23 protein-coding genes and 1 pseudogene are annotated in these 23,597 nt (G+C 72.3%); 14 read left to right on the plus strand and 10 right to left on the minus strand.

Annotation, left to right across the window (positions count from 1 at the left end):
* Positions 1-4: 4 nt before the first annotated feature.
* Positions 5-829, minus strand: coding sequence for a class I SAM-dependent methyltransferase (locus ACQF4J_RS33870; RefSeq protein ID WP_427167545.1), 825 nt, complete (start codon positions 827-829; stop codon positions 5-7).
* A 415-nt stretch (positions 830-1,244) separates the two neighbouring features.
* Here ACQF4J_RS33870 and rpsA point away from each other — a divergent pair, with 415 nt between their 5' ends.
* The 4 genes from rpsA (at position 1,245) to ACQF4J_RS33890 (ending at position 5,054) form a co-directional block, all read left to right on the plus strand.
* Positions 1,245-2,741 (plus strand): 30S ribosomal protein S1, encoded by a 1,497-nt coding sequence (gene rpsA / locus ACQF4J_RS33875; protein ID WP_031166273.1) that lies wholly within the window; start codon positions 1,245-1,247, stop codon positions 2,739-2,741.
* Between the two features lie 256 nt (positions 2,742-2,997).
* Positions 2,998-3,936 (plus strand): PAC2 family protein, encoded by a 939-nt coding sequence (locus ACQF4J_RS33880; protein ID WP_351561891.1) that lies wholly within the window; start codon positions 2,998-3,000, stop codon positions 3,934-3,936.
* Between the two features lie 51 nt (positions 3,937-3,987).
* Positions 3,988-4,617: a dephospho-CoA kinase gene (coaE, locus tag ACQF4J_RS33885; protein WP_351561888.1), complete on the plus strand. Its 630-nt coding sequence runs from the start codon at positions 3,988-3,990 to the stop codon at positions 4,615-4,617.
* A 50-nt stretch (positions 4,618-4,667) separates the two neighbouring features.
* A complete protein-coding gene (locus ACQF4J_RS33890; protein WP_351561886.1) occupies positions 4,668-5,054 on the plus strand; it encodes a tetratricopeptide repeat protein in 387 nt (128 codons plus the stop codon).
* Positions 5,055-5,095: 41 nt separating this feature from the next.
* Here the strand turns inward: ACQF4J_RS33890 and ACQF4J_RS33895 are convergent, their stop codons facing one another.
* The gene (locus ACQF4J_RS33895; RefSeq protein WP_427167546.1) at positions 5,096-5,356 is read right to left on the minus strand and encodes a DUF6343 family protein; all 261 of its coding nucleotides are present in this window, start codon (positions 5,354-5,356) and stop codon (positions 5,096-5,098) included.
* Positions 5,357-5,421: 65 nt separating this feature from the next.
* On the opposite strand from ACQF4J_RS33895, the gene ACQF4J_RS33900 reads away from it, so the two are divergent.
* Together ACQF4J_RS33900 and ACQF4J_RS33905 are read left to right on the plus strand one after the other, a co-directional pair.
* On the plus strand, positions 5,422-6,321 hold the full coding sequence (locus ACQF4J_RS33900) for an acyltransferase domain-containing protein (protein ID WP_351561880.1): 900 nt from the start codon (positions 5,422-5,424) through the stop codon (positions 6,319-6,321).
* An 87-nt stretch (positions 6,322-6,408) separates the two neighbouring features.
* The gene (locus ACQF4J_RS33905; RefSeq protein ID WP_351561878.1) at positions 6,409-6,852 is read left to right on the plus strand and encodes a DoxX family protein; all 444 of its coding nucleotides are present in this window, start codon (positions 6,409-6,411) and stop codon (positions 6,850-6,852) included.
* Between the two features lie 60 nt (positions 6,853-6,912).
* Here the strand turns inward: ACQF4J_RS33905 and ACQF4J_RS33910 are convergent, their stop codons facing one another.
* Positions 6,913-7,497, minus strand: coding sequence for an RNA-binding S4 domain-containing protein (locus ACQF4J_RS33910; protein WP_351561876.1), 585 nt, complete (start codon positions 7,495-7,497; stop codon positions 6,913-6,915).
* 75 nt (positions 7,498-7,572) lie between these two features.
* Between ACQF4J_RS33910 and ACQF4J_RS33915 the strand changes: the two genes are divergently transcribed.
* Positions 7,573-8,265: a uracil-DNA glycosylase gene (locus ACQF4J_RS33915; protein WP_351561874.1), complete on the plus strand. Its 693-nt coding sequence runs from the start codon at positions 7,573-7,575 to the stop codon at positions 8,263-8,265.
* Positions 8,266-8,303: 38 nt separating this feature from the next.
* The gene (gene pip, locus ACQF4J_RS33920; protein WP_351561871.1) at positions 8,304-9,266 is read left to right on the plus strand and encodes a prolyl aminopeptidase; all 963 of its coding nucleotides are present in this window, start codon (positions 8,304-8,306) and stop codon (positions 9,264-9,266) included.
* Positions 9,267-9,314: 48 nt separating this feature from the next.
* Here the strand turns inward: pip and ACQF4J_RS33925 are convergent, their stop codons facing one another.
* Positions 9,315-9,977 carry a GntR family transcriptional regulator gene (locus tag ACQF4J_RS33925; protein WP_351561868.1) on the minus strand — a complete coding sequence of 221 codons (663 nt, stop codon included), beginning with the start codon at positions 9,975-9,977 and terminating at the stop codon, positions 9,315-9,317.
* 164 nt (positions 9,978-10,141) lie between these two features.
* Here ACQF4J_RS33925 and ACQF4J_RS33930 point away from each other — a divergent pair, with 164 nt between their 5' ends.
* From ACQF4J_RS33930 to ACQF4J_RS33940, 3 genes are read left to right on the plus strand one after another with little or no spacing between them, the layout of a single operon-like run.
* Positions 10,142-11,605 (plus strand): NCS1 family nucleobase:cation symporter-1, encoded by a 1,464-nt coding sequence (locus ACQF4J_RS33930; RefSeq protein WP_351561865.1) that lies wholly within the window; start codon positions 10,142-10,144, stop codon positions 11,603-11,605.
* A gap of 5 nt (positions 11,606-11,610) precedes the next feature.
* A complete protein-coding gene (locus tag ACQF4J_RS33935; protein WP_351561862.1) occupies positions 11,611-12,351 on the plus strand; it encodes an aspartate/glutamate racemase family protein in 741 nt (246 codons plus the stop codon).
* A 5-nt stretch (positions 12,352-12,356) separates the two neighbouring features.
* Positions 12,357-13,325, plus strand: a complete 969-nt coding sequence (locus ACQF4J_RS33940; protein WP_351561859.1) for an MBL fold metallo-hydrolase — start codon at positions 12,357-12,359, stop codon at positions 13,323-13,325.
* A gap of 1 nt (position 13,326) precedes the next feature.
* Here the strand turns inward: ACQF4J_RS33940 and ACQF4J_RS33945 are convergent, their stop codons facing one another.
* The 3 genes and pseudogenes from ACQF4J_RS33945 to ACQF4J_RS33955 form a co-directional block, all read right to left on the minus strand.
* Positions 13,327-13,788, minus strand: a complete 462-nt coding sequence (locus tag ACQF4J_RS33945; protein WP_351561857.1) for a GNAT family N-acetyltransferase — start codon at positions 13,786-13,788, stop codon at positions 13,327-13,329.
* Positions 13,785-14,197, minus strand: a pseudogene (locus ACQF4J_RS33950) (RidA family protein). Before ACQF4J_RS33950 ends, ACQF4J_RS33945 begins: the two are co-directional and overlap by 4 nt.
* A 106-nt stretch (positions 14,198-14,303) precedes the next feature.
* Positions 14,304-15,569 carry an MFS transporter gene (locus tag ACQF4J_RS33955; protein ID WP_427167547.1) on the minus strand — a complete coding sequence of 422 codons (1,266 nt, stop codon included), beginning with the start codon at positions 15,567-15,569 and terminating at the stop codon, positions 14,304-14,306.
* 598 nt (positions 15,570-16,167) lie between these two features.
* Here ACQF4J_RS33955 and ACQF4J_RS33960 point away from each other — a divergent pair.
* Positions 16,168-18,027, plus strand: a complete 1,860-nt coding sequence (locus tag ACQF4J_RS33960) for an FUSC family protein (RefSeq protein WP_427167549.1) — start codon at positions 16,168-16,170, stop codon at positions 18,025-18,027.
* Positions 18,028-18,031: 4 nt separating this feature from the next.
* On the opposite strand, the gene ACQF4J_RS33965 is transcribed toward ACQF4J_RS33960, so the two are convergent.
* Entirely contained in the window at positions 18,032-18,661 is a 630-nt protein-coding gene (locus ACQF4J_RS33965; RefSeq protein ID WP_351561845.1) for a response regulator transcription factor, read from the minus strand.
* Between the two features lie 49 nt (positions 18,662-18,710).
* Positions 18,711-20,135, minus strand: coding sequence for a sensor histidine kinase (locus ACQF4J_RS33970; RefSeq protein ID WP_351561842.1), 1,425 nt, complete (start codon positions 20,133-20,135; stop codon positions 18,711-18,713).
* Positions 20,136-20,301: 166 nt separating this feature from the next.
* On the opposite strand from ACQF4J_RS33970, the gene ACQF4J_RS33975 reads away from it, so the two are divergent.
* Positions 20,302-21,075 (plus strand): class I SAM-dependent methyltransferase, encoded by a 774-nt coding sequence (locus ACQF4J_RS33975; RefSeq protein WP_351561834.1) that lies wholly within the window; start codon positions 20,302-20,304, stop codon positions 21,073-21,075.
* A 19-nt stretch (positions 21,076-21,094) separates the two neighbouring features.
* Here the strand turns inward: ACQF4J_RS33975 and ACQF4J_RS33980 are convergent, their stop codons facing one another.
* Positions 21,095-22,048: an endonuclease/exonuclease/phosphatase family protein gene (locus ACQF4J_RS33980; RefSeq protein WP_427167552.1), complete on the minus strand. Its 954-nt coding sequence runs from the start codon at positions 22,046-22,048 to the stop codon at positions 21,095-21,097.
* A 135-nt stretch (positions 22,049-22,183) separates the two neighbouring features.
* Here ACQF4J_RS33980 and ACQF4J_RS33985 point away from each other — a divergent pair, with 135 nt between their 5' ends.
* On the plus strand, positions 22,184-23,536 hold the full coding sequence (locus ACQF4J_RS33985; protein ID WP_427167553.1) for an amidohydrolase: 1,353 nt from the start codon (positions 22,184-22,186) through the stop codon (positions 23,534-23,536).
* Positions 23,537-23,597: the final 61 nt, after the last annotated feature.

Genomic DNA, 23,597 nt, shown 5'->3' on the forward strand with positions numbered 1-23,597 from the left:
ACGTTCAGTCTCGTACGCAGACGAAGATCGCCGTCCCCGGGATCAGGTTCCCGCGCAGCGGCGACCAGCCGCCCCACTCCGAGGTGTTCCAGGCAGGCCACTCCGGCTCGACCAGGTCGACGAGCCGGAAGCCGCCCGCCACCACGTCCCGGACCCGGTCGCCGATCGTCCGGTGGTGCTCCACGTAGACCGCGCGGCCCTCCTCGTCCTGCTCGACGTACGGGGTGCGGTCGAAGTAGGAGGCCGACACGCTCAGCCCCTCCGGTCCCGGCTCGTCCGGGAAGGCCCAGCGGATCGGGTGGGTCACCGAGAAGACGAACCGCCCGCCCGGGCGCAGCACCCGCCGCACCTCCGTCAGTACCCGTACCGGGTCGGCGACGAAGGGCAGCGCCCCGTACGCCGAGCACGCCAGGTCGAAGGACGCGTCCGCGAAGGGCAGCGCGCCGGCGTCCGCGCACACCAGGGGGAACGCGCCGCCGATGCGCAGGGCGTGCTGCAGCTGGCGGTGCGAGATGTCCAGGGCCACCGGGCGGGCGCCGTGCGCGGCCAGCCAGCGCGAGCACTGGGCGGCGCCCGCGCCGATCTCCAGGACGTCCCGGCCCTTCAGGTCCTCCGGCGGACCCAGCAGCTCGGCCTCCACCTCGTCGAGCCCCTCGGGGCCCCACACGAAGCGGTCGTCGCCCAGGAACGTGCCGTGCTCGACCTGGTACTCGTCGGCGTTCCGGTCCCACCAGCCCCGGTTGGCCCGGGCGCTCTCCGCGACACCGGCCGTGCGCCGGGTGGCCTCGGGCTCGACCTCGTGCTCCGACTCGTGGCCGGGCCGGTGCACGGACTCGTGGCCGGACTCGTGCTCGGAAGAAACGGACTCTTGGATGATCGGCTCCCTCGTCGTACTCTTCCCTCCAACCCGACGCCCACGGGTGTCACGGAAGGGGTGTCGCAGGCCTGCGTGGCCTCGCGAGACAGTTCTTGTGCCGGGTATGGGGCGATCCGCCCCGGGTGTGCGCCTTCGCGCATTGACCCTGCCCGGCTGCCCCCGTATGCTACAAGTTGCGCTGCGGGCCTGCGCACCTCAGACGTAGCAGGCTGCGCTCGCATCTGTTGTATGTCCCCTCGGTTGTCGAGGCGCCATCACCGATTTCGGTGGGGCGCTTCCTTGGCTGTCCGGCTTCTTCAGAGCGAAACGGGCTCCCGGCGTAAGCAGTACCTACGACTTCAATGTCCGTACCGGAGCCCTTTCCCACATGACGAGCAGCACCGAGACCACCGCCACCACCCCGCAGGTAGCGGTCAACGACATCGGTAACGAGGAAGCCTTCCTCGCCGCGATCGACGAGACGATCAAGTACTTCAACGACGGCGACATCGTCGACGGCGTCATCGTGAAGGTCGACCGGGACGAGGTCCTGCTCGACATCGGTTACAAGACCGAAGGCGTTATCCCGAGCCGCGAGCTCTCGATCAAGCACGACGTCGACCCCAACGAGGTCGTCGCCGTCGGTGACGAGATCGAGGCCCTTGTTCTCCAGAAGGAGGACAAGGAAGGCCGCCTGATCCTCTCGAAGAAGCGCGCCCAGTACGAGCGTGCCTGGGGCACCATCGAGAAGATCAAGGAAGAGGACGGGATCGTCACCGGTACCGTCATCGAGGTCGTCAAGGGTGGTCTCATCCTCGACATCGGCCTCCGTGGCTTCCTCCCGGCCTCCCTGGTCGAGATGCGCCGCGTTCGCGACCTCCAGCCCTACGTGGGCAAGGAGCTCGAGGCCAAGATCATCGAGCTGGACAAGAACCGCAACAACGTGGTCCTGTCCCGCCGTGCCTGGCTGGAGCAGACCCAGTCCGAGGTCCGCCAGACGTTCCTCACGACCCTCCAGAAGGGTCAGGTCCGCTCCGGCGTGGTCTCCTCGATCGTCAACTTCGGTGCCTTCGTGGACCTGGGTGGCGTCGACGGTCTGGTCCACGTCTCCGAGCTGTCCTGGAAGCACATCGACCACCCCTCCGAGGTCGTCGAGGTCGGCCAGGAGGTCACGGTCGAGGTCCTCGACGTCGACATGGACCGCGAGCGCGTCTCCCTGTCGCTGAAGGCGACCCAGGAAGACCCGTGGCAGCAGTTCGCCCGCACCCACCAGATCGGCCAGGTCGTGCCCGGCAAGGTCACGAAGCTGGTTCCGTTCGGTGCGTTCGTCCGCGTGGACGAGGGCATCGAGGGTCTGGTCCACATCTCCGAGCTGGCCGAGCGCCACGTGGAGATCCCGGAGCAGGTCGTCCAGGTCAACGACGAGATCTTCGTCAAGGTCATCGACATCGACCTCGAGCGCCGTCGCATCAGCCTCTCGCTGAAGCAGGCCAACGAGTCCTTCGGTGCCGACCCGGCCTCGGTGGAGTTCGACCCGACCCTGTACGGCATGGCCGCGTCCTACGACGACCAGGGCAACTACATCTACCCCGAGGGCTTCGACCCCGAGACCAACGACTGGCTCGAGGGCTACGAGAAGCAGCGCGAGGAGTGGGAGCGCCAGTACGCCGAGGCGCAGACCCGCTTCGAGCAGCACCAGCAGCAGGTCATCAAGAGCCGCGAGGCCGACGCTGCCGCTGCCGCCGAGGGTGGCGACGCCGCCGGTGCGGCTCCGGCCGCGGGTGGCGGTTCGTACTCCTCCGAGGGTGCGGACACCTCCGGTGCGCTGGCTTCCGACGAGGCGCTCGCCGCGCTTCGCGAGAAGCTCGCGGGTGGCCAGAGCTGAACGCTTGCCGCTGAGGCATAGCCGGTAACTGAGGGGCCGTACCTTTCGAGGTGCGGCCCCTTGGCGTTGCCCCCGGCTTGTGGTTCGGCTGCCCGGCCGGCGGGGGCTTGTCGCGCAGTTCCCCGCGCCCCTCGACGGCGTGGCGGTGCCCTTGGCCGGGAAAAGGCCGTGAGAGAGGGCTGATCAGGGGCGTGAGCGGGAATGCCCCTGCTCCAGGGGGCGTTGATGTGTACGAACACGAGGAGGAGCGGTCACTGTGCTTGATCCGCAGGGTTTGTACGCATGGGAGCCGAAGGGCCTGGCAGTCGTCGACATGGCGCTCGCCCAGGAGTCGGCCGGCCTTGTCATGCTCTACCACTTCGACGGATACATCGACGCGGGCGAGACCGGCGACCAGATCGTCGAGCGGCTTCTCGACTCGCTGCCCCACCAGGTCGTCGCCCGCTTCGACCACGACCGGCTCGTGGACTACCGCGCCCGCCGCCCGCTGCTGACCTTCGAGCGCGACCGGTGGACCGAGTACGAGGAGCCGAGCATCGACGTCCGGCTGGTCCAGGACGCCACCGGGGCGCCCTTCCTGCTGCTGTCGGGCCCGGAGCCGGACGTGGAGTGGGAGCGCTTCGCGAAGGCCGTCGAGCAGATCGTGGAGCGGCTCGGCGTACGCCTGGCCGTGAACTTCCACGGCATCCCGATGGGCGTCCCGCACACCCGCCCCGTCGGCCTGACCCCGCACGGCAACCGCGGCGACCTGGTTCCCGGGCACCGCAGCCCCTTCGACGAGGCGCAGGTCCCCGGCAGCGCGGAGTCCCTCGTGGAGTACCGCCTGATGCAGGCCGGGCACGACGTCCTGGGCGTCGCCGCGCACGTCCCGCACTACATCGCCCGCTCCCCGTACCCGGACGCGGCGCTGACCGTCCTGGAGGCCATCACGGCCGCCACCGGCCTGGTCCTCCCGGGCATCGCGCACGGCCTGCGTACCGACGCCCACCGCACCCAGACCGAGATCGAACGGCAGATCCGCGAGGGCGACGAGGAGCTCACCACCCTGGTCCAGGGCCTGGAGAACCAGTACGACGCCGTCGCCGGCGCCGCCAGCCGCGGCAACATGCTCGCCGAGCCGGTGGACATCCCGTCCGCCGACGAGATCGGGCAGGAGTTCGAGCGCTTCCTGGCGGAACGGGAAGGCGACAACTGACTGCCGAGGGTCCGGCACGCACGGCCGGAGGCGGGCCGTAAGCTTCGGGGCATGCTGAGGGTGGGCCTGACCGGGGGCATCGGTGCCGGTAAGAGCGAGGTGTCGCGGCTGCTCGTGGCGTGCGGGGCCGTGCTGATCGACGCGGACCGCATCGCGCGCGAGGTCGTCGAGCCGGGAACCCCCGGACTGGCCGCCGTCGTCGACGCCTTCGGTCCGGACGTGCTCACCGCGGACGGCACCCTCGACCGCCCCGGGCTCGGGTCGATCGTCTTCGCGGACCCGGAGAAGCTGGCGCTGCTCAACTCGATCGTGCACCCCCTGGTGGGCGCGCGGTCCCGGGAACTGGAGGAGGCCGCCGCCGAGGACGCCGTCGTCGTCCACGACGTGCCGCTCCTCGCCGAGAACGGCCTGGCGGGGCTGTACGACGTCGTGATCGTCGTCGACGCGAGCCCCGAGACCCAGCTCGACCGGCTCGTGCGGCTGCGCGGCATGACCGAGGAGGACGCCCGCGCCCGCATGGCCGCCCAGGCGACCCGGGAGAAGCGCCGGGAGATCGCGGACGTCGTGATCGACAACGACGTACCGCTCGAGGAGCTGCGGCGCCGGGTGCGGGACGTATGGGCCGATCTCGAGCGTCGAGCGCACGCTCCGGGGGACTCGTCCCGGCAGCCCGGGGAATAGCACGCCTGTCCGGGCGCGTTGAACCCCTCCAGTGAGGGAAGGACTCTGCCGTGCCCGAGACCAGCGGTTCGACCGGACGTACTCCGGAGACGCATGTCATCGACTTTCGTGCCGCCGAGCAGCTGCTCAACGCACGGGACCCGCGGGGCGCGGTGAAGCTGCTCGACGGTGTCATCGCCGCGCACCCCGAGAACACCGCCGCCCGACTGCTGCGCGCGCGTGCCTTCTTCGCCGCCGCGCAACTGCGGCCCGCGGAGCTGGAGTTCACGATCGTCCTGGAGCGTGAGCCGGACAACTCGTTCGCGCACTTCGCGCTCGCCCGCACCTACGAGCGCCAGGGCCGCGGCGACCAGGCCAAGCGCCACTTCCGCCTCGCGGCCGCGCTGGACCCCAACCCGCAGTACCTGAAGGCGGCCCGCTTCGACGAGCCGGCCTGAGCCAGGGCCTGTCGTCCGGATCAGAGAGGCGTCGCCGGGCCCTAGCGGCCGCCGGGCGGCCGGTACGGCGGGATGTTCCGGCCCGGCTGGTAGTGCGGGCCCTCACGCATGTGCTTGACGATGAACGCCAGGTCGACGGTGATCACCAGCCACAGCACTCCGCAGGCGGCCGCCCATCCGGGCCGTCCCACCAGCGCGAACGCGGCCGTGCCGAAGACCGCCCAGACCAGCCCCCACACGCTCAGCCAGAACCGCGCCCGCAGGGCACTGCGCGCGGTCATGGGTTCACTGCCGGTACGCATCGCCTGATCACCGTTCCTTCCTGCAACGTACTCTTCGATGCGGACATCACCAAAAGGGGGTTCATGTGCTGCCGGCTGCGGACGAACTGGCCGAGGTGCTGCTCGATCTCGCGGTACCCCATGAGGACATCGGCGAACTCGTACGGATGAGCCGACGGGTGACCGACGACCCGGAGCTGCGGCAGGCGCTGGAGGCGTCCGTGGCGGAGCTCGTCCGGGGCATGGGTGAGATCGGCACCGGCCTCGACCTGCCCGAGCTCGACTGGCCCTCGGGCCCTCTGCAGCGCTGCTTCCCCGTGTACGTGTTCGTCGCGGCGCTGCCGTACACGCGCGCCTACCACCGCGGGCGGGGCGTCCCGGACGACGTGTCCCGGCGGACCCTGGCCGACCTCGGACGGCACATGGCGGTGCACCGGCGGCGGTACGGCGCGGCGGGTGTGCACGCCGTGTGGTGGTTCGGCCACCACTTCCGGGGCGAGCTGTACCAGCTGGGCCGGCTGCAGTTCGAGCGGGCACGGCTGGGCCGGCGCACGGGGACCGCGCTCGCGGCGGCGGGACTCGACGTCGGTCCGGGTACGCCGTGTCTGAACCTCCACATTCCCGACTTCCTCGGCCCGCTCACGCCGGCCGCCTGCGACCGTTCGCTGGCGATGGCGGCGGAGTTCTTCGCCCGCTGCTACCCCGAGGAGAAGTACCGGGTCGCGACCTGCCACTCCTGGCTGCTGGACCGGCAGTTGACGCGGTACCTGCCCGCCGGCTCCAACATCGTCCGGTTCCAGGAGCGGTTCCGGCTCGCCCGCGAGGACAAGGAACCGGCGGACACCGACCCGGTGGAGTTCGTGTTCGGCGACCCGGAACTGCCGGTGGCGACCCTGCCCCGGCGCAGCGCCCTGGAGCGGGCCGTCGGGGACCATCTGCGGGCGGGCGGCCACTGGTTCCACGGGCACGGCTGGTTCGAGCTGTGAAAGCGGCGCGGGCACCGATGAGTTCGGGCGGGCGCCCGGGTCTACCCCTGTGACAGCGACACCGACCGCTCACCGCAGGAGAACCCCATGTCCGAGACCACCGCCCCCGTCGCCTCCGCCTCCTCCGCCGCTTCCGTCTCCGTCCGCGGCCGCCGCGCCCGGATCGCCCTGCGCACGGTGCAGGTGCTGCTCGCCGTGTTCTACGGCGTCGCGAGCGCCCTGCCGAAGCTGATCGGCAACCAGTACGCCGTCGACGCCTTCGACAAAATCGGCTGGGGCGGCGCGGGGATGTACACCATCGGCGCGCTCGAACTCGCCGGTGCCGTGGCCCTGTTGATCCCGGTGCTGCAGTCCGTGGCCGCGGTGGCGCTGAGCGCGCTGATGGTGGGCGCGTTCGTCGTCCAGATGGTCGTCTTCGGCGGTGAGAACGCCGCGACACCGCTGATCCTGATCGTGCCGCTCGCCGTGATCGCCTGGGCGCGGCGCGGCTCCAACAGGGATCTGCTGGATCTCGTACGACGACGGGGCTGAGCCCCGCTGACGAAGAGGGGCGCCCGGCCCGTGCCGGACGCCCCCTCCGTGTGCCCCGTGTCAGTGGCCCCCCGGTCGTCCCGTGCCGCCGCCCATGATCCCGCGCAGCCGTTCCAGCTCGCGCCGGTCGCGCTTGGTCGGCCGTCCGGTGCCGCGGTCGCGGATGCCGATCGGGGCGACGGCCTCGCGCGGCGGCGGGGGAGGCGAGTTGTCGACGTAGCACTGAACGGCCACGGGGGCACCGACCCGCTTGCGGATCAGCCGCTTGACGATCACGATCCGTTCCCGGCCCTCGTGGCGCAGCCGCACCTCGTCGCCGACGCGGAGGCTGTGCGAGGGCTTCACGTTCTGGCCGTTCACCCGCACGTGGCCGCCCTTGCAGGCGGCGGCGCCGAGCGAACGGGTCTTGATCAGGCGGACGGCCCAGATCCAGCTGTCGACGCGCACGCTCTCGCCGTTCGCCGGCCCGGCCGCCTCGGCGGCGGCGATCGCGGCGGCGACCTGCGGGTCGACGGCCGACCCTGCGCCGTCTCCCTGGGGGGCGGCCTGGTCGCCGTCGGTGTCCGGGGTGGCGGTCGTCCCGTCCTCAGCCCGTGACCCGGCGGGATGCCGTCCGGTGTCGTTCTCGTCAGCCTGCGGAGCCATGTCCTCGACCTTAACCCCCTCGGGCCGGGTGTTCCGCGCGGTTTTCCGACGGAGCGGGCGACGTACCGTTGATCCATGGACAGCCTGGTCGAGCTCGACTCCCGGATCGCCGGATGTGCCGCGTGTCCTCGGCTCGTGGAGTGGCGGGAGGAGGTCGGGCGGACGAAGCGGGCGGCCTTCCGGGACTGGACGTACTGGGCGCGGCCCGTGCCGGGGTTCGGTCCCTCCGACGCCTCGCTGCTGATCGTCGGTCTCGCCCCCGCCGCGCACGGCGGCAACCGCACCGGCCGCATGTTCACCGGGGACCGCTCCGGGGACGTGCTGTACCGGGCGCTGTACGACGTGGGGCTGGCCTCCCGGCCCACCTCCGTCGCCGCTGACGACGGCCTCGCACTGCACGGAGTCCGCGTCACCTCGCCGGTGCACTGCGCCCCGCCCGAGAACAAGCCCACGCCCGCGGAACGCGACACCTGCCGGCCCTGGCTGGTCCAGGAGCTGCGGCTGCTGCGGCCCACGCTCCGGGCGGTGGTCGTGCTCGGCGCGTTCGGCTGGCAGGCGGCGCTGCCCGCGTTCGCCGAGGCGGGATGGGCGGTTCCCCGGCCCCGGCCCGTGTTCGCGCACGGTACGCGCGTGCCGCTGGACGGCCTCGACCTCTTCGGCTGCTTCCACGTCAGCCAGCGCAACACCTTCACCGGCAGGCTCACCCCGGACATGCTGCGGGACGTGCTGCGCGCGGCGGGGGAGGCGGCGGGCCTGCCCGTGAAATGAGGAGGCGGTCGGGGCCGCGGGGGAGTTACGGTGCCCGGATGCCCCTCCACCCGGAGATCGAACCGTACGACCACGGCCTGCTCGACGTCGGCGACGGCAACCGCGTGTACTGGGAGACCTGCGGAAACCCGCGGGGCAAGCCCGCCCTCGTGCTGCACGGCGGACCGGGCTCCGGCTCCAGCCCCTACTACCGGCGCCTGTTCGACCCGGCCGCCTACCGGATCGTCCTGCTCGACCAGCGCGGCAGCGGACGCTCCACACCGAGGGCGAGCGCCTACGGCACCGACATGAGCGTCAACACGACCGCCCACCTCATGGCCGATCTGGAGCTGCTGCGGCGGCACTTGGGGATCGAGCGGTGGCTGGTGTGGGGCGTGTCGTTCGGGTCGGTGCTGGGACTGCGGTACGCGCAGACGCACCCGGGCGCGGTGTCGGAGGTGGTGGTGACCGGGGTCGCGACCGGGTCCAACGCCGAAGTGGCCCTGCTGACCAGGGGAGTCGGCCACTTCTTCCCGGAGGCCTTCGAACGGTTCCGGGCCGGTCTGCCCGCCGCGGACCGGGACGGCAACCTCGCCGCCGCCTGCAACCGGCTGCTGGAGTCGCCCGACCCGGAGGTGCGGGCGAGGGCGGCGCGGACCTGGACCGACTGGGAGACGGCGACGGTTCCCGCGCCGCCGAGGTCCGTCCCGCGGTTCGAGGACCCGGAGTTCCGCTACGGCTTCGCCCGCACGGTCACGCACTACTGGGGCAACGACCACTTCCTCGGCGAGGGCAACGACGAGGGCGTCGTCCTGCGGGACGCCCCTCTGCTGAAGGACGTGCCGGGCACCCTCGTGCAGGGCAGCCTCGACTTCGGCAACCTCCTCGGCATCTCCTGGCGGCTCCATCACGCCTGGCCCGGCAGCGAGTTGGTGATCGTGGACGACGTGGGCCACAGCGTGGGCGGCTCCGGCATGGCCGAGGCGCTGGTGGCGGCGACGGACAAGTACGCCCGCCGCTGATCCGGTGCCTGTCCCGGCCGCGATCCCGCTCGCGATCCCGCTCCCGGGTCAGGCGTCCGTGTCCCCGAAGAGATGCCGCACCGTGGAGCGGTAGTTGGTGCGCACATGGGTCAGCGCGTGCGTGCGGGCGCGCTCGGGGTCGCCGGAGGCGATCGCCTCGTACAACTCGCGGTGCTCGATGAGCAGTTGTGGCCATTCCTCGTTGCGCCGGGTCATCCAGCGCAGCCGGCCGGCGACCGGTTCCAGGGCGGCGGTGAGCAGGCTGTTGCCCGCCATCGCCACGATGCGGTCGTGCAGACGGCTGTTGATGTCCGTGATCAGCTCGGCGTCCCCGGCCTCGGTCGCGGCGGCCGCGCGCTGAAGGAGCTCCTCCACCTCGGCCAGATCCTCCGGGGTGGCGTTCGACGCGGCGAGCCCGGCCGCGTACACCTCCAGGGCCTCGCGCAGTTCGAACAGCTCCCGGACGTCGTTCGGCGTGAGCCGGCGTACGACCGTGCGGCGCGGGGTCTCGAAGTGCACGAACCCCTCGGCGACCAGCGCCCGGATCGCCTCACGGACGGGCACCCGGGAGACACCGTAGCGGTCCGCGAGCTCCCGCTCGACCAGCCGGTCGCCGGGCAGCAGGCGGCCCGCGATGATCTCCTGCCGCAGGTTCGCCAGGACGCGCTCACGGACCGCGCCCAGGGGTTCGATCTTCGTGGGGGAGCTCATGGAGCCATTGTCCCCGGTGGGGGTGCCCGCTCCGGCCCGCGGGGTGTTTTACGGAGCGTTAACGACGGCGACATCGGTCAGAACCCTTGACGGAGGGACCATGACCGCAGTTTGGTATACCAAACGGCCGCACCCGTTCCTCCCTCCCCCGTTCTGGAGGCCCCGTGTCCCTCGCCGACCGCGCCGCAGCCACCGGCGCCCCAGCGTTCGTCCCCGATCCCCGTCTCACCAACGAAGACCTCGCGCCCGCCGGGAAGAGGAACTGGAAGGTCTTCGACCTGTTCGCCATGTGGATGTCCGACGTCCACAACCTCGGCAACTACACCTTCGCCGCCGGCCTGCTGGTCCTCGGCATGAACGTGTGGCAGGTCTTCACCGCCCTGCTCATCGGCTTCGTGCTCATCTACATCGGCATGAACTGGATGGGCAGGATCGGCCAGCGCCACGGCGTGCCCTTCCCGGTCGTCAGCCGCATCAGCTTCGGCGTCTGGGGCGCCAACATCCCGGCCCTGATCCGGGCCGTGATCGCCATCATGTGGTACGGCATCCAGACCTACCTGGCCTCCGTCGCCGTGAACGTCATGCTGCTGGCGGCCTGGCCGGGCCTGGAGTCCTGGACCCGGCACTCCTTCCTGGGACTCGACGCCCTCGGCTGGTGCTCCTTCGTCTCCCTGTGGCTGATCCAGGCGCTGATCATCAGTCAGGGCATGGAGTCCGTAAGGAAGTTCCAGGACTTCTGCGGTCCCGCCATCTGGCTGGTGATGATCGCGCTGGCGGTGTGGGTGCTGTGGAAGGCGGACTGGAGCATCTCGCTCACCTCAACCCCGCACCCGGTGCCGGTCGGCGAGCAGTGGCGGCAGTGGTTCGGCGCGATCGGCCTGATCCTGGCGACCTACGGCACGCTGATGCTCAACTTCTGCGACTTCTCCCGCTTCGCGCCGGACTACCGGACCGTCCGCCGCGGCAACTTCTGGGGGCTGCCCGTCAACTCGACCGCCTTCGTGGTCGTCTCGGTCATCGTCACGGCCGGCTCGCTGAAGGTGTTCGGCACGGCCATCACCGACCCGGCCGAACTCGTCGCCAAGATCGGCAACACCTGGGTGCTGGTCGTCGCGGCCTTCACCTTCGCCGTGGCCACCATGGGCGTCAACATCGTCGCCAACTTCGTCTCCCCGGCGTACGACCTGGCCAACGTCTGGCCGCAGAAGATCACGTTCAAGGTCGGCGGCATGATCAGCACGGTCGCCGCGCTGGTCGTCACCCCCTGGAACCTCTTCTCCAACCCGACCGTCGTCAACTACTTCCTCGGCGGCCTCGGCGCCTTCCTGGGCCCGCTGTTCGGCGTCATCATGGTCGACTACTACCTGATCAAGCGCGGCCGCGTGAACGTGGACGAGCTCTTCGACGCCCGCCCGGGCTCCCGCTACTACTACCGCAAGGGCGTCAACCCCAAGGCGCTGTGGGCGTTCCTGCCCTCGGCCGCGGTCGCGGCGGTGCTCGCACTGGTGAAGACCTTCAGCGACGTCGCCCCGTACTCGTGGTTCATCGGCACGGCCCTCGGGGCCGGGCTGTACCTGCTGATCTGCCGGGCCGAGCGGGCGTCCGAGCCCGAAGCCGTGGAGGTCTGACGGACGTGCGGATCGTCGTCACCAACTGCAACACCACGCAGGAGATGACCGAGGAGATCGTGCGAGGTGCCCGGGCCGCCGCAGGCCCGGGCACCACCGTGCTCGGACTCACCCCCGCCTGGGGACCGGAGTCCGCCGAGGGCTGGCTGGACAGCCACCTCTCGGCCGCGGCCGTCATCGATCTGCTGCGGACCTACGAGGGTCCGGCGTACGACGCCGTCGTGATGGCCGGCTTCGGGGAGCACGGCCGCGAAGGCGTACGGGAGTTGGTGGACGTACCCGTCGTCGACATCACCGAGGCCGCGGCACACCTGGCCTGTCTGCTCGGGCGGCGCTACGGCGTCGTCACCACGCTGGAGCGGTCCTGCGGGCAGATCGAGGACAGCCTCGAACTGGCGGGCGTGGGACGCAACTGCGCGGCGGTCGTCGGGACCGGCCTGGGCGTGCTCGACCTCGGCGACACCGACCGCACGGAGGCCGCGTTCGTGACGGCCGCCGAGCGGGCGCGGGAGGCCGGGGCCGAGGTGCTGGTGCTCGGGTGCGCGGGGATGACGGGACTGCAGCGGGCGGTCGGGGAGAAACTCGGGCTGCCGGTGGTGGACGGAGTCGGTGCGGCGGTGAAGCTGGCGGAGTCACTGGTGGGGCTGGGGCTGACGACGAGCAGGGCCGGCGGCTACGCGAAGCCGGTGCCCAAACGGCGGGTGTGGGGGCGGATCCCCGAGGATGATCGCCCTCGCCCACAATGAGCGGCATGAACCTTCCCGACGCACTCACCCCGGTGGCCGAGGGCCTCCACCTGTGGGCCCCGCGGCACACGGGCACCTGGGGCTTCGCGAACTGTCTGCTCATCACCTCCGGCGAGCAGGCGGCCCTGGTCGACACGCCCTACGACCGGCCGATGACCGAAGCGCTGATCGCCGCCGCCCGCCCGGTCCTGCCGGCCGGCGCGGCGGGGGTGGGGACGATCGTCAACACCCATGTCAACGGCGACCACACCTTCGGCAACGGCCTCTTCCCGGGCGCCGAGATCATCGCCACCAAGGCGAGCGCGGAGCACCTGTGCCGGGAGCCCTCGCCCCAGCAGATGCACTTCCTCACCACCGGAACACCGGCCGACCAGCCCCTGGGCTGGTACGCCCGCGAACACTTCGGCCGCTACCGGTACGAGGACGTCGACGCCGTGCCCCCGACGGTCACCTTCAGCGGCCGCCACGAACTGCGGGTCGGCGACATCCAGGCCGAACTGATCGAGGTGGGCCCCGCGCACTCCGCGGGCGACCTCATCGTCCACCTGCCCGCGCAGCGGGTGGTCTGCGCCGGGGACGTCCTGTTCGCCGACGACCACCCCGTGCACTGGGACGGCCCGCTCGCCCGGATCGCCGCGGCCTGCGAGACGATCCTCGCGCTGGAGCCGCAGACCGTCGTCCCCGGCCACGGCCCCGTGATGAGCCCGCAGGACGTCCGGGACCACATCACCTACCTGCGGCGGCTCGAAGCCCTCGTCCACACCCGTCACGCGGCCGGCGTCCCGGCGGGCGAGGCGGCCGCGGACATCCTGGACACCGGGTTCTACGACCACCTGGGCCTGCGGGAACGGATCGTCATCCTCACCGCGGTCGAGTACCGGCACCTGAACGGCGAGACCGGCGAACCGGATCTCGTCGGCCTGGCGGCACAGGCCGCCGGCTGGGCCTTCGCGCGACGGGAGTCCGCACCCTGACTCACGGCCGCCAGGCGTACCGCACGTCCGGTTCGCGCTCCTCGTTGCCGCTGCCGTCCGTGTACTCGACGGCGACGAAGCCGTGCCGCTCGTAGAACCGGTGGGCGGGCTTGTTGACCTGGAAGGTCCACAGCTCCAGGCCTCCCGGACTGCGCTCCTTGGCCAGCGCCACGAAACGGTCGCCGATGCCGCGCCCCCGCCAGTCGGGGGAGAGGTAGAGCTGGGAGAGCTCGTCACCCGCGAGCACCATGACTCCCACGATCCGGTCGGCGACCTGGGCCACCCAGGTCTCGCGCGACGGCACCACCACGTCCCGGAAGTACGCGCGCACTTCGCCGGCGGAACGCGGACTGACCACCGTCGGCAGCGCGGCGGCGAAGGACTCCAGCCAGACGTCGGCCGCGGCGCCGGCATCGGGGGCGGTGGCCCGCCGGAGGACGGCGGGCGCCTGCGAAGGACTCACGACGACACCGCCCCGGGCACCACCGCGGTGGCCGTGATTTCCACCAACTGGCCGCTGTAGCCGAGGCAGTTCACGCCGATCAGCGTCGAGGAGTGCGGTCCGACGCTGAGCCCGGACGCCTCGACGACGTCCCAGACGGCGGACAGCACCGCGGTCTCACCGCTCACGACATACACGTCGGTCGCCACGACATGCGCGAAGTCGCTGCCGACGGCGCGCAGTTGCTCCTCCAGATTCACCAGCACCCGCTCGGCCTGCCGTACGGGATCCCCTTCGCCGACCAACTTCCCCCGGAGTCGAGGGGCACGGACCCCGCGAGAAAGGCGAGCCTGGTCCCGGCCTCCACGACGGAGGCGTGGGAGTAGGCGGGCGGTGGAAAGAGGGAGGGGACGGTGACGCGGCGGATCACGAGGTCGGCTCCTTGGGTGGACACGGGGCGGCCGCGTCGATGGTCGGGGCCCGACCGTCGGCAGCGCATCCCATTTTTCGCCCGCCTCAGCCCGAGACCGCACGATTCACGCGTGCCGGCCGCCCTTCGCGTCCGGTGTCCGGCGAAGAAGCGGCAGCAGCCCGATCGCCACGAGTACCGAGGCGAGGCCGACGCCGGCGACGGCGGCGGTGAGGCCACCGGTGACGGACTCCAGGGCGATGACGGCGAGCGGGCAGAGGAACTGCCCGAGGAAGAACGACGCGGTCCACAGGCCGGTGCCGCGGCCGCGGTTGCCGTATTCCAGCTCGGACATCGCCCAGGTGAGCAGCGAGGGCAGCAGGAAACCGGTGCCGATCCCGCTGAGGAAGGTACCGATGATCAGAACCGCCACGTTGTGGGCCAGGCCGATCACCACGAGCCCCGCCCCGCACAGGGCGAAGATCGCGGGCAGCCTGCGCTCCGGCCGGCCGATCATCGAGGCGAAGATGACGCATCCGGTGACGGTGGCGGCGCTGGCGATCGCGGTGATCAGGCCGATCAGGCCACTGGACCCCACCCCCAGGCCGTTCATCAGATAGGCCGTCTCCGCCGGGACGATGTAGAAGACGACGCCGCCGAACACCGAGAGCAGGCAGATGCCCGCCAGCCGCAGCCACGACGAGTGCCGCCGCCCGGCTGCGGGCGCCTCGTCCACGGCCGCGTCCGGTCGCGGCTGCCGCAGGAACACGGCCATCGCGGGGGCGAGGAGCAGCCCGACGGCGTAGAGCTGGAACGGGGCCCGCCAGTCCGAGGAGCCCATCCCGCCGCCGAGGATGAAGAAGGCGGTGGCGGAGATGGTGGCGCACACCGACTGCAGTGCCAGGTACCGGTCGCGCGCACGGCCGGTGTGGTAGTCGCCGATCAGTGTGGTGCAGGAGGTCATGATGAACGCCTCGGCGACACCGAGGAGGGCGCGGGCGGCCACGATGGCACCGAGCGAGTCCAGCCACAGCGGTGCCGTGCCGAACAGCGCGTACAGGACGGTCGCCACGACCAGCGGAGCTCTGCGTCCCAGACGGTCGATCAGGACACCTGCCAGGGGGGCGAGCAGGGCGAGCGCGAGCGCGGGGATCGTCAGGATCATCGGGACCAGCGCGTCGGCGTGCGCCACCGTCGCGAAGTGGTCCTGGAGCGTCGGCAGTACCGGAGCGAGCAGCACCGCGCCGAGAACGGGCAGACAGCTGCCGGCCATCAGGACCACCAGGCGCAGCCGGCCCCCGGATCCGGATCCGGATCCGGTCACGGGTACGGGTTCGGTGCTCTGGGCGGCGAAACCGCCGGCGGGCACGGACGGGGAAGCGAAACCGGGCACGCAGGGCCTCCACAAGGGCGGTGACGGGCCACGCGGCTGAGCACGGTGCATGCTCGCCGGCCCCCGAGGGGAATGCGCCCTTCGAGAGGGGGCGTCAGGACTTGCACGACTATGGGCCAGGGCACTCCCGATGCCTAGCCTCCGCGTCATCGCATTCCTGGATCACGTTCATCCACCCTGTGGATGGGCGAGGTTCGCTCGTCCCGAGGCTCGCTCCCGACCGACCAGGGCACCAACTGCTCACGGACTGCTCACGCGCGGCGACCGGCTCACGGGCGGCGGACCTCTAACGCGTGGCGTCGGCGGGTTCGTCGGGATCGGTGAGTCCTCGAGGGTGCCTGTGGTGGACACGGGAAGGAAGACGGTCTCTCGACGTGCTCTTCGCGGTACCCCGTTCTCCAGCCGCTTCCGGCCGACGGCATCGCAGCCGCACCCGATTGCGTTCATAAAGAACCCGGCCCACCCCCCGACCGTCACACCCCCGAAACACAATCGGCCCGTCCGCCACGGCAACGCCGTTTACCGTGGACACCACACCCCACCAGCCCGGCCACCGTCGCCCGAAGGCACACCCCGCCCTCGTCCGGACAGGAGCCCCGTGTCCCGCCCCGCCGTCGCGTTTCGTCCTCCGCCCTGGCTCGCCCACGCCCTCCGCGCCCAGCGCGGCCCCGTCTCCTGGAGTGCCGTCACTCGCGGCGCGCTGTCGGCCGGACCACTGCTCCTGATCGCCGTCCTCCTCGACCGCACCGCCCTCGGCGTCATTGCCGCCATCGCCGCCATGCTCGCCGGGATCGCCGACCGCCCGGGCAGCCGGCGGGCGTCGGTGAAGCGGATCGGGGTGCCCGCGCTCGCCGGGGCCGGCGGACTGCTCGTCGGGACGTACGCCGGGGTGCACGCCGACCCCGTCGCCCTCGCCGCCCTCTTCACCGGGATCGGGCTCCTCGCCGGTGGCGTCAGCGCCGTGGGGCCCGTGGCCTCCGGCGCCGGGACGCAGCTGCTCGTCGCGTCCGCCGTCGGGGCCGGGATGCCGGCGCCCGAGGCCGGCTGGGCGCGGGCGCTCGCCTTCGTCGTCGGCGCCGGCTGGCTGCTCGGTCTGCGGCTGCTCCTGCCCACCCCCGGCGCCACCGCCGGCGACTTCCGGTTCGACGGGGAGCGGGCCGCCGTGGCGGCGGTGTACGCCGCCGTCGCCGACCTGCTCGACGCAGCCGGGACCGAGGCGGCCGTCGCCCGCCGCGTCGCGCTGACCGCCGCCCTCGACCACGCGCAGGACGCCCTCGCCGGACCCCGGCTGCGGCGGTACGCCAGCTCCTCGGCCGAGCGGCGGCTGCACGCGCAGTACGCCGCCGCACTGCCGCTGGCCGAGGCGGCGACCGCGCTCGCCTGGGCCGGGGAACCCGTCGTCGGGCGGACCTCAGAAGGGCCCCGCCGGCTCGCCGCCGCCGTACGGGAGAACACGCACACCGGGCCCCTGCCCGCACCGCACCGGTCCGTGCCCGCCCTCCGCGCTCTCGACGACGCCCTGCTGCACGCCGCCGACGCCTTCGACCGGGGCAGCGGCGGCGATCTGCACACGCGCAGGCGGTCCGTCCGGGACCTGCTCCGGGTCGCCTTCGGGGTCGGCGGACGCGAGTACGGCCTGCGGGTCGGGCTGTGCTTCGGGGCCAGCGCCGCCGTCGCGCAGGCGCTGCACCACGCCCGCTGGTACGGGCAGCACACGCACTGGTACTGGCTGCCCGCCACGGCCGTCTTCCTCGTCAAGCCCGACCTCGGGCCGCTCGCCTCCAGGGTGCTGAGCCGAGCCGCCGGCACCGTGCTGGGGGCGCTGCTGTTCGCCGGGTTCGCCGCCGTGCTGCCCCGCCCCGAGGGGCTCGTCGTCCTGGTCACCCTCTGCGGCGCCCTCATCCCCGTCGCCACCCGGCACTTCGCCGCGCAGACCACCGTCGTCACCGTCCTGGTACTGGCCCTGGTGATGGTGGGTGGGGAGCCGCAGGCCTCCGTCAGCCGGATCGGCGAGACGCTGCTGGCCTGCGCGATCGTGCTCGTCGTCGGCCATCTGCCGATGCCCGGCCAGCGGGGCGGGGGAGTGCGGGCCCGGCTGGCGGCGGCCGGCGAAGCCACACAGGCGTATCTCGCCCACGTGCTGAGCGAGTCGGCCGACCGCGCCACCCGCTGGACGCTGCGCCGCGAGGCCTACCGGGCGCTCGCCGAGGCCCGTACCGCCATCGCCCTCACCGCCGCCGAACTGCCCCCGCTCGCCCGGCACTCGGAGGGCGCGGACGAGGTCGTCGCCTCGCTCGAACGGCTCGCGGACGCCACCACCGCCTGCGCCGTCCACCTCGACGACTCCGGGCACCTCTCGGCCGGCGACCGGGAGCAGATCGCCGCGCTGCTGGCGGAGCTGGCGAAGGACGGCGAGCGTGCGCGGCTACGGCTGCCCGAGCTGCCCCTGGCCGGGTAGGACGTCAGTCCAGCAGCCGCCGCTCCTTCGCCACCGCCACCGCGCCCGCCCGCGTCTCCACCCCCAACTTGCCGTAGATCCGCCCGAGATGGGTCTTCACCGTCGCCTCGCTGATGAACAGCGCCCGCGCGATCTCCCGGTTGCCGAGGCCCCGGGCCAACTGGCCGAGGATCTCCCGCTCACGGGCGGACAGCACCGGGTGCGGGCTGCGCATCCGGGCCAGGAGACGGTCGGCGACGGGGGCCGACAGAGCCGTACGGCCACGGGCCGCGCTGTGCACCGCCGCGAAGAGTTCCTCGGGGCGCTCGGCCTTCAGCAGGTAACCGGTGGCGCCCGCCTCGATGGCCCGGGTGATGTCGGCGTCGGTGTCGAACATCGTCAACACCAGGACACGCGGCGGCGACTGACCTGCCGTCAGCTGCCGTATCGCGGCCACTCCGTCCATGCCGTCGCCGAGCTGCAGGTCCATCAGGACCACATCGGGGCGCAGCCGGGCGGTCAGGGCGAGCGCCTCCTCCCCGCTGCCCGCCTCACCGACCACCTCGATCCCCTCCGCGCTGGCCACCAACGCGCGCAGCCCCGCGCGGACCACCGCGTGGTCGTCGCAGAGCAGCAGACGGACGGGCCCGCTCACGTGGCCGGCTCCGGGGGCGAGTCGCAGGGCGTCGCGTCGTGCACCGTGCTCATACGGCGGCCTCCTTCGGGGCCAGCGGGATCGCAGCCGTCACGACCGTCCCCTCGCCCGGTGTCGACTCCACCGTGAGGGTGCCACCCGACTGGCGTGCCCGGATGCGCATGGCCGGCAGCCCGTGGCCGCGGGTCCGGCCGGGGTCGGCGGTCGGCCGGGCGGCAGAGGTCGGCACCCCTTCCGGCCCCGGCACCCCTTCCGGCCCCGGCACCGCTGCCGGGACCGGAAGGGCGGGTGGGGCCGGCAGGGCTGCCGGGGGCGTATGGGCGGGTGGGGCCGGCAGGGCTGCCAGGGCCGGATCGAAGCCCCGTCCGTTGTCGGCGACGTCGAGGGAGATCTGCTCGTCCAGACAGGTCAGGGTCAGTGCGGCCCGGGTCGCCGCGGCGTGTTCCCGTACGTTGGCCAGCGCGCCCTGGGCGATGCGCAGGAGGGCCGCCTCGGTGCGCTCGGGGAGCGGGCCGGGAAGGTTGCCGTCGAGGCGGAAGCCGACGGTCAGGCCCGGGCCGCTCTCCCGCTCGGCGAGGGCGGCGAGGGCCTCGGGCAGGGACTGTCCGGCCAGGTCGGCGGGGGCGAGGTCGTGGACGAAACGGCGGGCCTCGGCGAGGCTGCGGGCGGTGACGCCGGCCGCCTCGCGCACATGCGCGCGGGCCGTCTCCGGGTCCGTCGCCCACACGCGCTGCGCGGCCTGCAGCAGCATCCCCTGACTGGACAGGCCCTGCGCGAGCGTGTCGTGGATCTCCGCCGACAGCCGCTGCCGCTCCGCCAGGACGCCCGCGCGCCGCTCCGTCGCCGCCAGGTCGCGGCGCGTGCGGACCAGGTCGTCGATCAGCGCGCGCTGTCGTGCCCCCTGCCGCTGCAGATGGACGAAGACAGCCGTCGCGACCGCGGCGACGGCGATCGGCGCCACGACCATGTTGGGGTTCAACGGCCCTTCCGACGCCCGGACTTCGGACACCACCACCAACGCCGTGAGGACGGCGGCCAATGGCACCGCGACGCGTGGCGGCAGCGCGTACAGGCCTGCGAACAGCAACGGCATCGCACACCAGGTGGCGCTCGGCGCGAGCGCCAGCAGGGCCACCCAGAGCGCCGACACCGATGCCAGCCAGACCAGATGGCGTGCGCTGGGCGGGGTCCCGGCGCGCGGGGGCGGGGCGAGGAGGTGGCCGAGGGCGTACAGCAGCGCGAAAGCCACGAAGAGCCCCACCACCCAGGCGGTACGGGACCCCGCCTGGTCGCGGCTGAGGAAGCGTACGAAGGAGGAGCCCAGCAGCAGGAGAAACGCGGCATGCACGACCCCGGCCAGACGCCGCTCGTCCGCATCGGAGGCCCCGGTGCTCCCCGAGCCCGGACAGTCGGCGTTGCCTCGCCTGTCCGGACTGTCGGCGTTCCCCGCGCCCCGGCCTTCGGTGTTCTCCATGGTTCGTGTCTAACGTGGCCGATCCCGTCCCGCATCAACCGATCGGCTGACATCGTCTTCGCCCGAACCGACCGGCGGACGGCTGCTGTCGGCCGATCCGGAGGTCCCGTCCCCGCACCGAGGCTTGCGGCAGCCCCTTGCTCCACCGCCTCGGAAAGGCCGGACCATGCCCGCCAGGAACCTCACCGCCAACCGCGCCGCCCTCGGCCATCGCCTCGGCTACGCACTGCGCCACCCCGATCGAGTGCCCCGCCATCTGGCCCGCGCCGCACGGGACTTGTGGCTGAGTCACCGCCACCCCGACCACGTCGACTACTACCGGGCCGTGATGCGTTCGGACACCCGCGACAGCCCGGACGCCGCCGTCGGCAGCCGCACCCGCGAACGCTGGCTGGCACTCGGCGCGATGCAGTTCGACTACCTCGTCGGCCACGGACTGCGCCCCGAGCACCGCATGCTGGAGATCGGCTGCGGCAACCTGCGCGGCGGCTGGCGGTTCATCCGGCACCTGGAGCCCGGGCACTACCACGGCATCGACATCTCACCGGACATCCTCTTCGCCGCCCAGGACACGATCGTGGAGATGGGCCTGGAGAAGCGGCTGCCCACGCTGACCCCCGTCCGCGACCTCACCTTCCGCTTCCTGCCCGACGCGCACTTCGACGTCGTACACGCCCACAGCGTCTTCTCGCACTCGCCCCTGCACGTCATCGAGGAGTGCCTGGCCCACGTCGGGCGGGTGCTGGCACCCGGCGGCTGGTTCGACTTCACCTTCGACCGCACGGAGGGGGAGGAGCACCACGTGCTGAGGGAGGACTTCTACTACCGGACGCGGACGCTGGTGCGACTGGCCGGGAAGTACGGGCTGCGGGCACGGTTCATGGAGGACTGGGAGGCCCTGCCGCACGGCCAGTCGAAGATCAGGGTGACGGAGGGCTGAACCGCCGGGGCCGCCGCCGCTACTGCCCCACCCGTGCCCACACCGGCGCGTGGTCCGACCCGGGCTTCCCGCGCCGTTCCGTGGGGTCCGGGCCCACCGACGGCAGGTGCGGGGTGCCGTCGCCGGGCAGGCCCGTGCCGGCCGCGGTCACCCGGTGGACCAGGCGATGGCTCAGCAGGATGTGGTCGATGAGTTCACGTCGGCCCGAGTTGATCCGGGAGTAGCGCTGCTCGGGCGGGATCAGCGGGGCCACGTCCCACAGCCGCTCGGCGTCGCCCTGGTCCGGGCGGTCGTAGCCGGCGGTGCCGATCTCGGAACCGGGCGGCCCGAGCAGTATCTGCGTGGTCGCCGCCTGCACCTCGTCGTTCATATCGCCCAGCACGACGACGTCCCGCGCCCGGCCGTCCCCGGCCAGCAGCTCGTCGGCGAGGGCACGCAGGGTGGCGGCCTCGGCGGCGCGGCGGTAGAGGGCGTAGGCGCCGTAGCGGGCGCGTTCACCCTCGTCATGAGGGAAGAAACGGTTCCCCGGATACTCCAGCAGCTTCGACTTCAGATGGGCCACGGCCACCCGCAGCGGACCGGCGTCCGTCGTGACCTCCACGGCCAGGAAGCCGCGCCCGGCCGCCGAGAGCTCCGTGCCGGAGTCGTTCACCTGCACGGGGTGGAGCCCCGGCGGGAAGGCGTTGGTGTCGGCCAGCACCCGCAGGGGCGCGCGGCTGATGACGCCGACCCGGATGTGCCGGCCGTCCTCGTGCTTGGAGAGCGCGCTGTGCCAGTCACCGCCGACCAGGTCCAGCAGGTCCTGCAGCGCGTCCGGGTCGCCGACCTCCTGCACGCCGAGCAGCGTCGGATCGAGCTCCGTGACGACGGCGGCGAGCTCGGCGAGCTTCGTCCGGTACGTCGCCTCGTCCGGGGGGCCGCCGGGGTCGCCGGGACGGAACAGGTTCTCCAGGTTCCAGGTGCCGAGGAGCATGACAGGCCCCTTTCCAGAGCCGTCGGGCGAGCCGGGTGAGCCCAGGATCCTCGTCCGGCCGTTTCCGCGATAGAGCGACGCCAGGATGCGCGGTTCGGCTCACGCGCCCCGACAACCGCGGCATACGTTGACGGGATGACCGAGACTCCCGCCGATCTCATCATCACCGGATGCACCGTCCTCGTGCACGACGATCAAGAACGGATCGGCTTCGAGGAGGAAGCGGCCGTCGTCGTACGGGACGGGGTGGTCGAGGCGGTCACGACCGCGGCCGCCGTCGAGGGCATCCCCGCCGGCGAGCGTCTCGACGCCCGCGGCCAGGTCGCCATGCCCGGCCTGATCAACTGTCACACGCACGCGCCGATGGCCGCGCTGCGCGGTGTCGCCGAGGACCTGCCCGTCGACGAGTGGTTCAACGACGTCGTCTGGCCGGTCGAGTCCAACCTCACCGAGCGGGACGTCGCGCTGGGGGCACGGCTCGCCTGCGCCGAGATGATCCGGGCCGGCGTCACCTGCTTCGCCGACCACTACTTCGCCATGGACGCGGTCGCCGCGGTGGTCGACGAGTGCGGCATGCGGGCCCACCTCGGCCAGGCCTACTTCTCCTCCCAGGGACCCCGGGGCCGGGAGGACTCCCTGGACTTCGCGCTACGGCACCGCGGTGGCGCCGCCGGCCGCATCACCACCGCCCTCGCCCCGCACGCCCCCTACACCGTCACCGACGCCGACCTCACCGCGACCGCCGAACTCGCCCATGAGCACGGCCTGCCCGTCCACCTCCACGCCGCAGAGAACCGCGACCAGACCGACGTCAGTCTGGAACAGCACGGGGCCACCCCGATCGAGGTCCTGGCCCGCACCGGCATCCTCGACACCGACGTGCTCATCGCCCACGGCACCGGCATCACCGACCGCGACCTGCCCGTCCTGCGGCGCGCGAGCGGTCGTGTCGCGGTGGCCACCGCGCCCCGCGGCTACCTCAGGTTCGCCTGGCCCACCACCACCCCGGTCCGCGCACTGCGCGAGATCGGCATCCCCGTCGGCCTGGCGACGGACGGCGCCGCCTCCAACAACTCACTCGACGTATGGGAGTCGATGACGCTCACCGCCCTCGTGCAGAAGTCGAGCACGGGCGACCCACGCTGGCTGACATCCCGTCAGGCCCTGCACCACGCGACCCTCCAGAGCGCCCGGGCGGTGGGCCTGGCAGACACCGTCGGCACCCTCGCGCCCGGCCGCCGCGCGGACATCGTGCTCGTCGACCTCACCGGCCCGCACGCCCAGCCCGTCCACGACCTCGCCGCCACCCTCGTGCACAGCGCCCGCGCCGGCGACGTCCGCACGACCATCGTGGACGGGCGGATCCTGATGCGGGACCGGGAACTGCTCACCCTCGACGTGCCGTCCGTGGTACGGGAGTTGGGGGAGCGGATGCCGGCGCTGCTCGACCGCGGACACGGGCGGCGCATCCAGGACTACCGGACCTGACGCGGGACAGCGGGCGAGAAAGTCCGTGCGGCGGCGATGAGTTCCCCCTCCGCCTTCGGTC

The sequence above is a fragment of the Streptomyces sp. C1-1 genome, assembly GCF_050214755.1.
Taxonomy (GTDB): domain Bacteria; phylum Actinomycetota; class Actinomycetes; order Streptomycetales; family Streptomycetaceae; genus Streptomyces.

Bases quoted from the DNA above. Each gene is read 5' to 3' on its own strand.
- rpsA (WP_031166273.1), top strand. From the start codon at position 1,245: ATGACGAGCAGCACCGAGACCACCGCCACCACCCCGCAGGTAGCGGTC.
- coaE (WP_351561888.1), top strand. From the start codon at position 3,988: ATGCTGAGGGTGGGCCTGACCGGGGGCATCGGTGCCGGTAAGAGCGAG.
- ACQF4J_RS33895 (WP_427167546.1), bottom strand. From the start codon at position 5,356: ATGCGTACCGGCAGTGAACCCATGACCGCGCGCAGTGCCCTGCGGGCG.
- ACQF4J_RS33905 (WP_351561878.1), top strand. From the start codon at position 6,409: ATGTCCGAGACCACCGCCCCCGTCGCCTCCGCCTCCTCCGCCGCTTCC.
- ACQF4J_RS33910 (WP_351561876.1), bottom strand. From the start codon at position 7,497: ATGGCTCCGCAGGCTGACGAGAACGACACCGGACGGCATCCCGCCGGG.
- ACQF4J_RS33915 (WP_351561874.1), top strand. From the start codon at position 7,573: ATGGACAGCCTGGTCGAGCTCGACTCCCGGATCGCCGGATGTGCCGCG.
- pip (WP_351561871.1), top strand. From the start codon at position 8,304: ATGCCCCTCCACCCGGAGATCGAACCGTACGACCACGGCCTGCTCGAC.
- ACQF4J_RS33925 (WP_351561868.1), bottom strand. From the start codon at position 9,977: ATGAGCTCCCCCACGAAGATCGAACCCCTGGGCGCGGTCCGTGAGCGC.
- ACQF4J_RS33940 (WP_351561859.1), top strand. From the start codon at position 12,357: ATGAACCTTCCCGACGCACTCACCCCGGTGGCCGAGGGCCTCCACCTG.
- ACQF4J_RS33970 (WP_351561842.1), bottom strand. From the start codon at position 20,135: ATGGAGAACACCGAAGGCCGGGGCGCGGGGAACGCCGACAGTCCGGAC.
- ACQF4J_RS33975 (WP_351561834.1), top strand. From the start codon at position 20,302: ATGCCCGCCAGGAACCTCACCGCCAACCGCGCCGCCCTCGGCCATCGC.
- ACQF4J_RS33980 (WP_427167552.1), bottom strand. From the start codon at position 22,048: ATGCTCCTCGGCACCTGGAACCTGGAGAACCTGTTCCGTCCCGGCGAC.
- ACQF4J_RS33985 (WP_427167553.1), top strand. From the start codon at position 22,184: ATGACCGAGACTCCCGCCGATCTCATCATCACCGGATGCACCGTCCTC.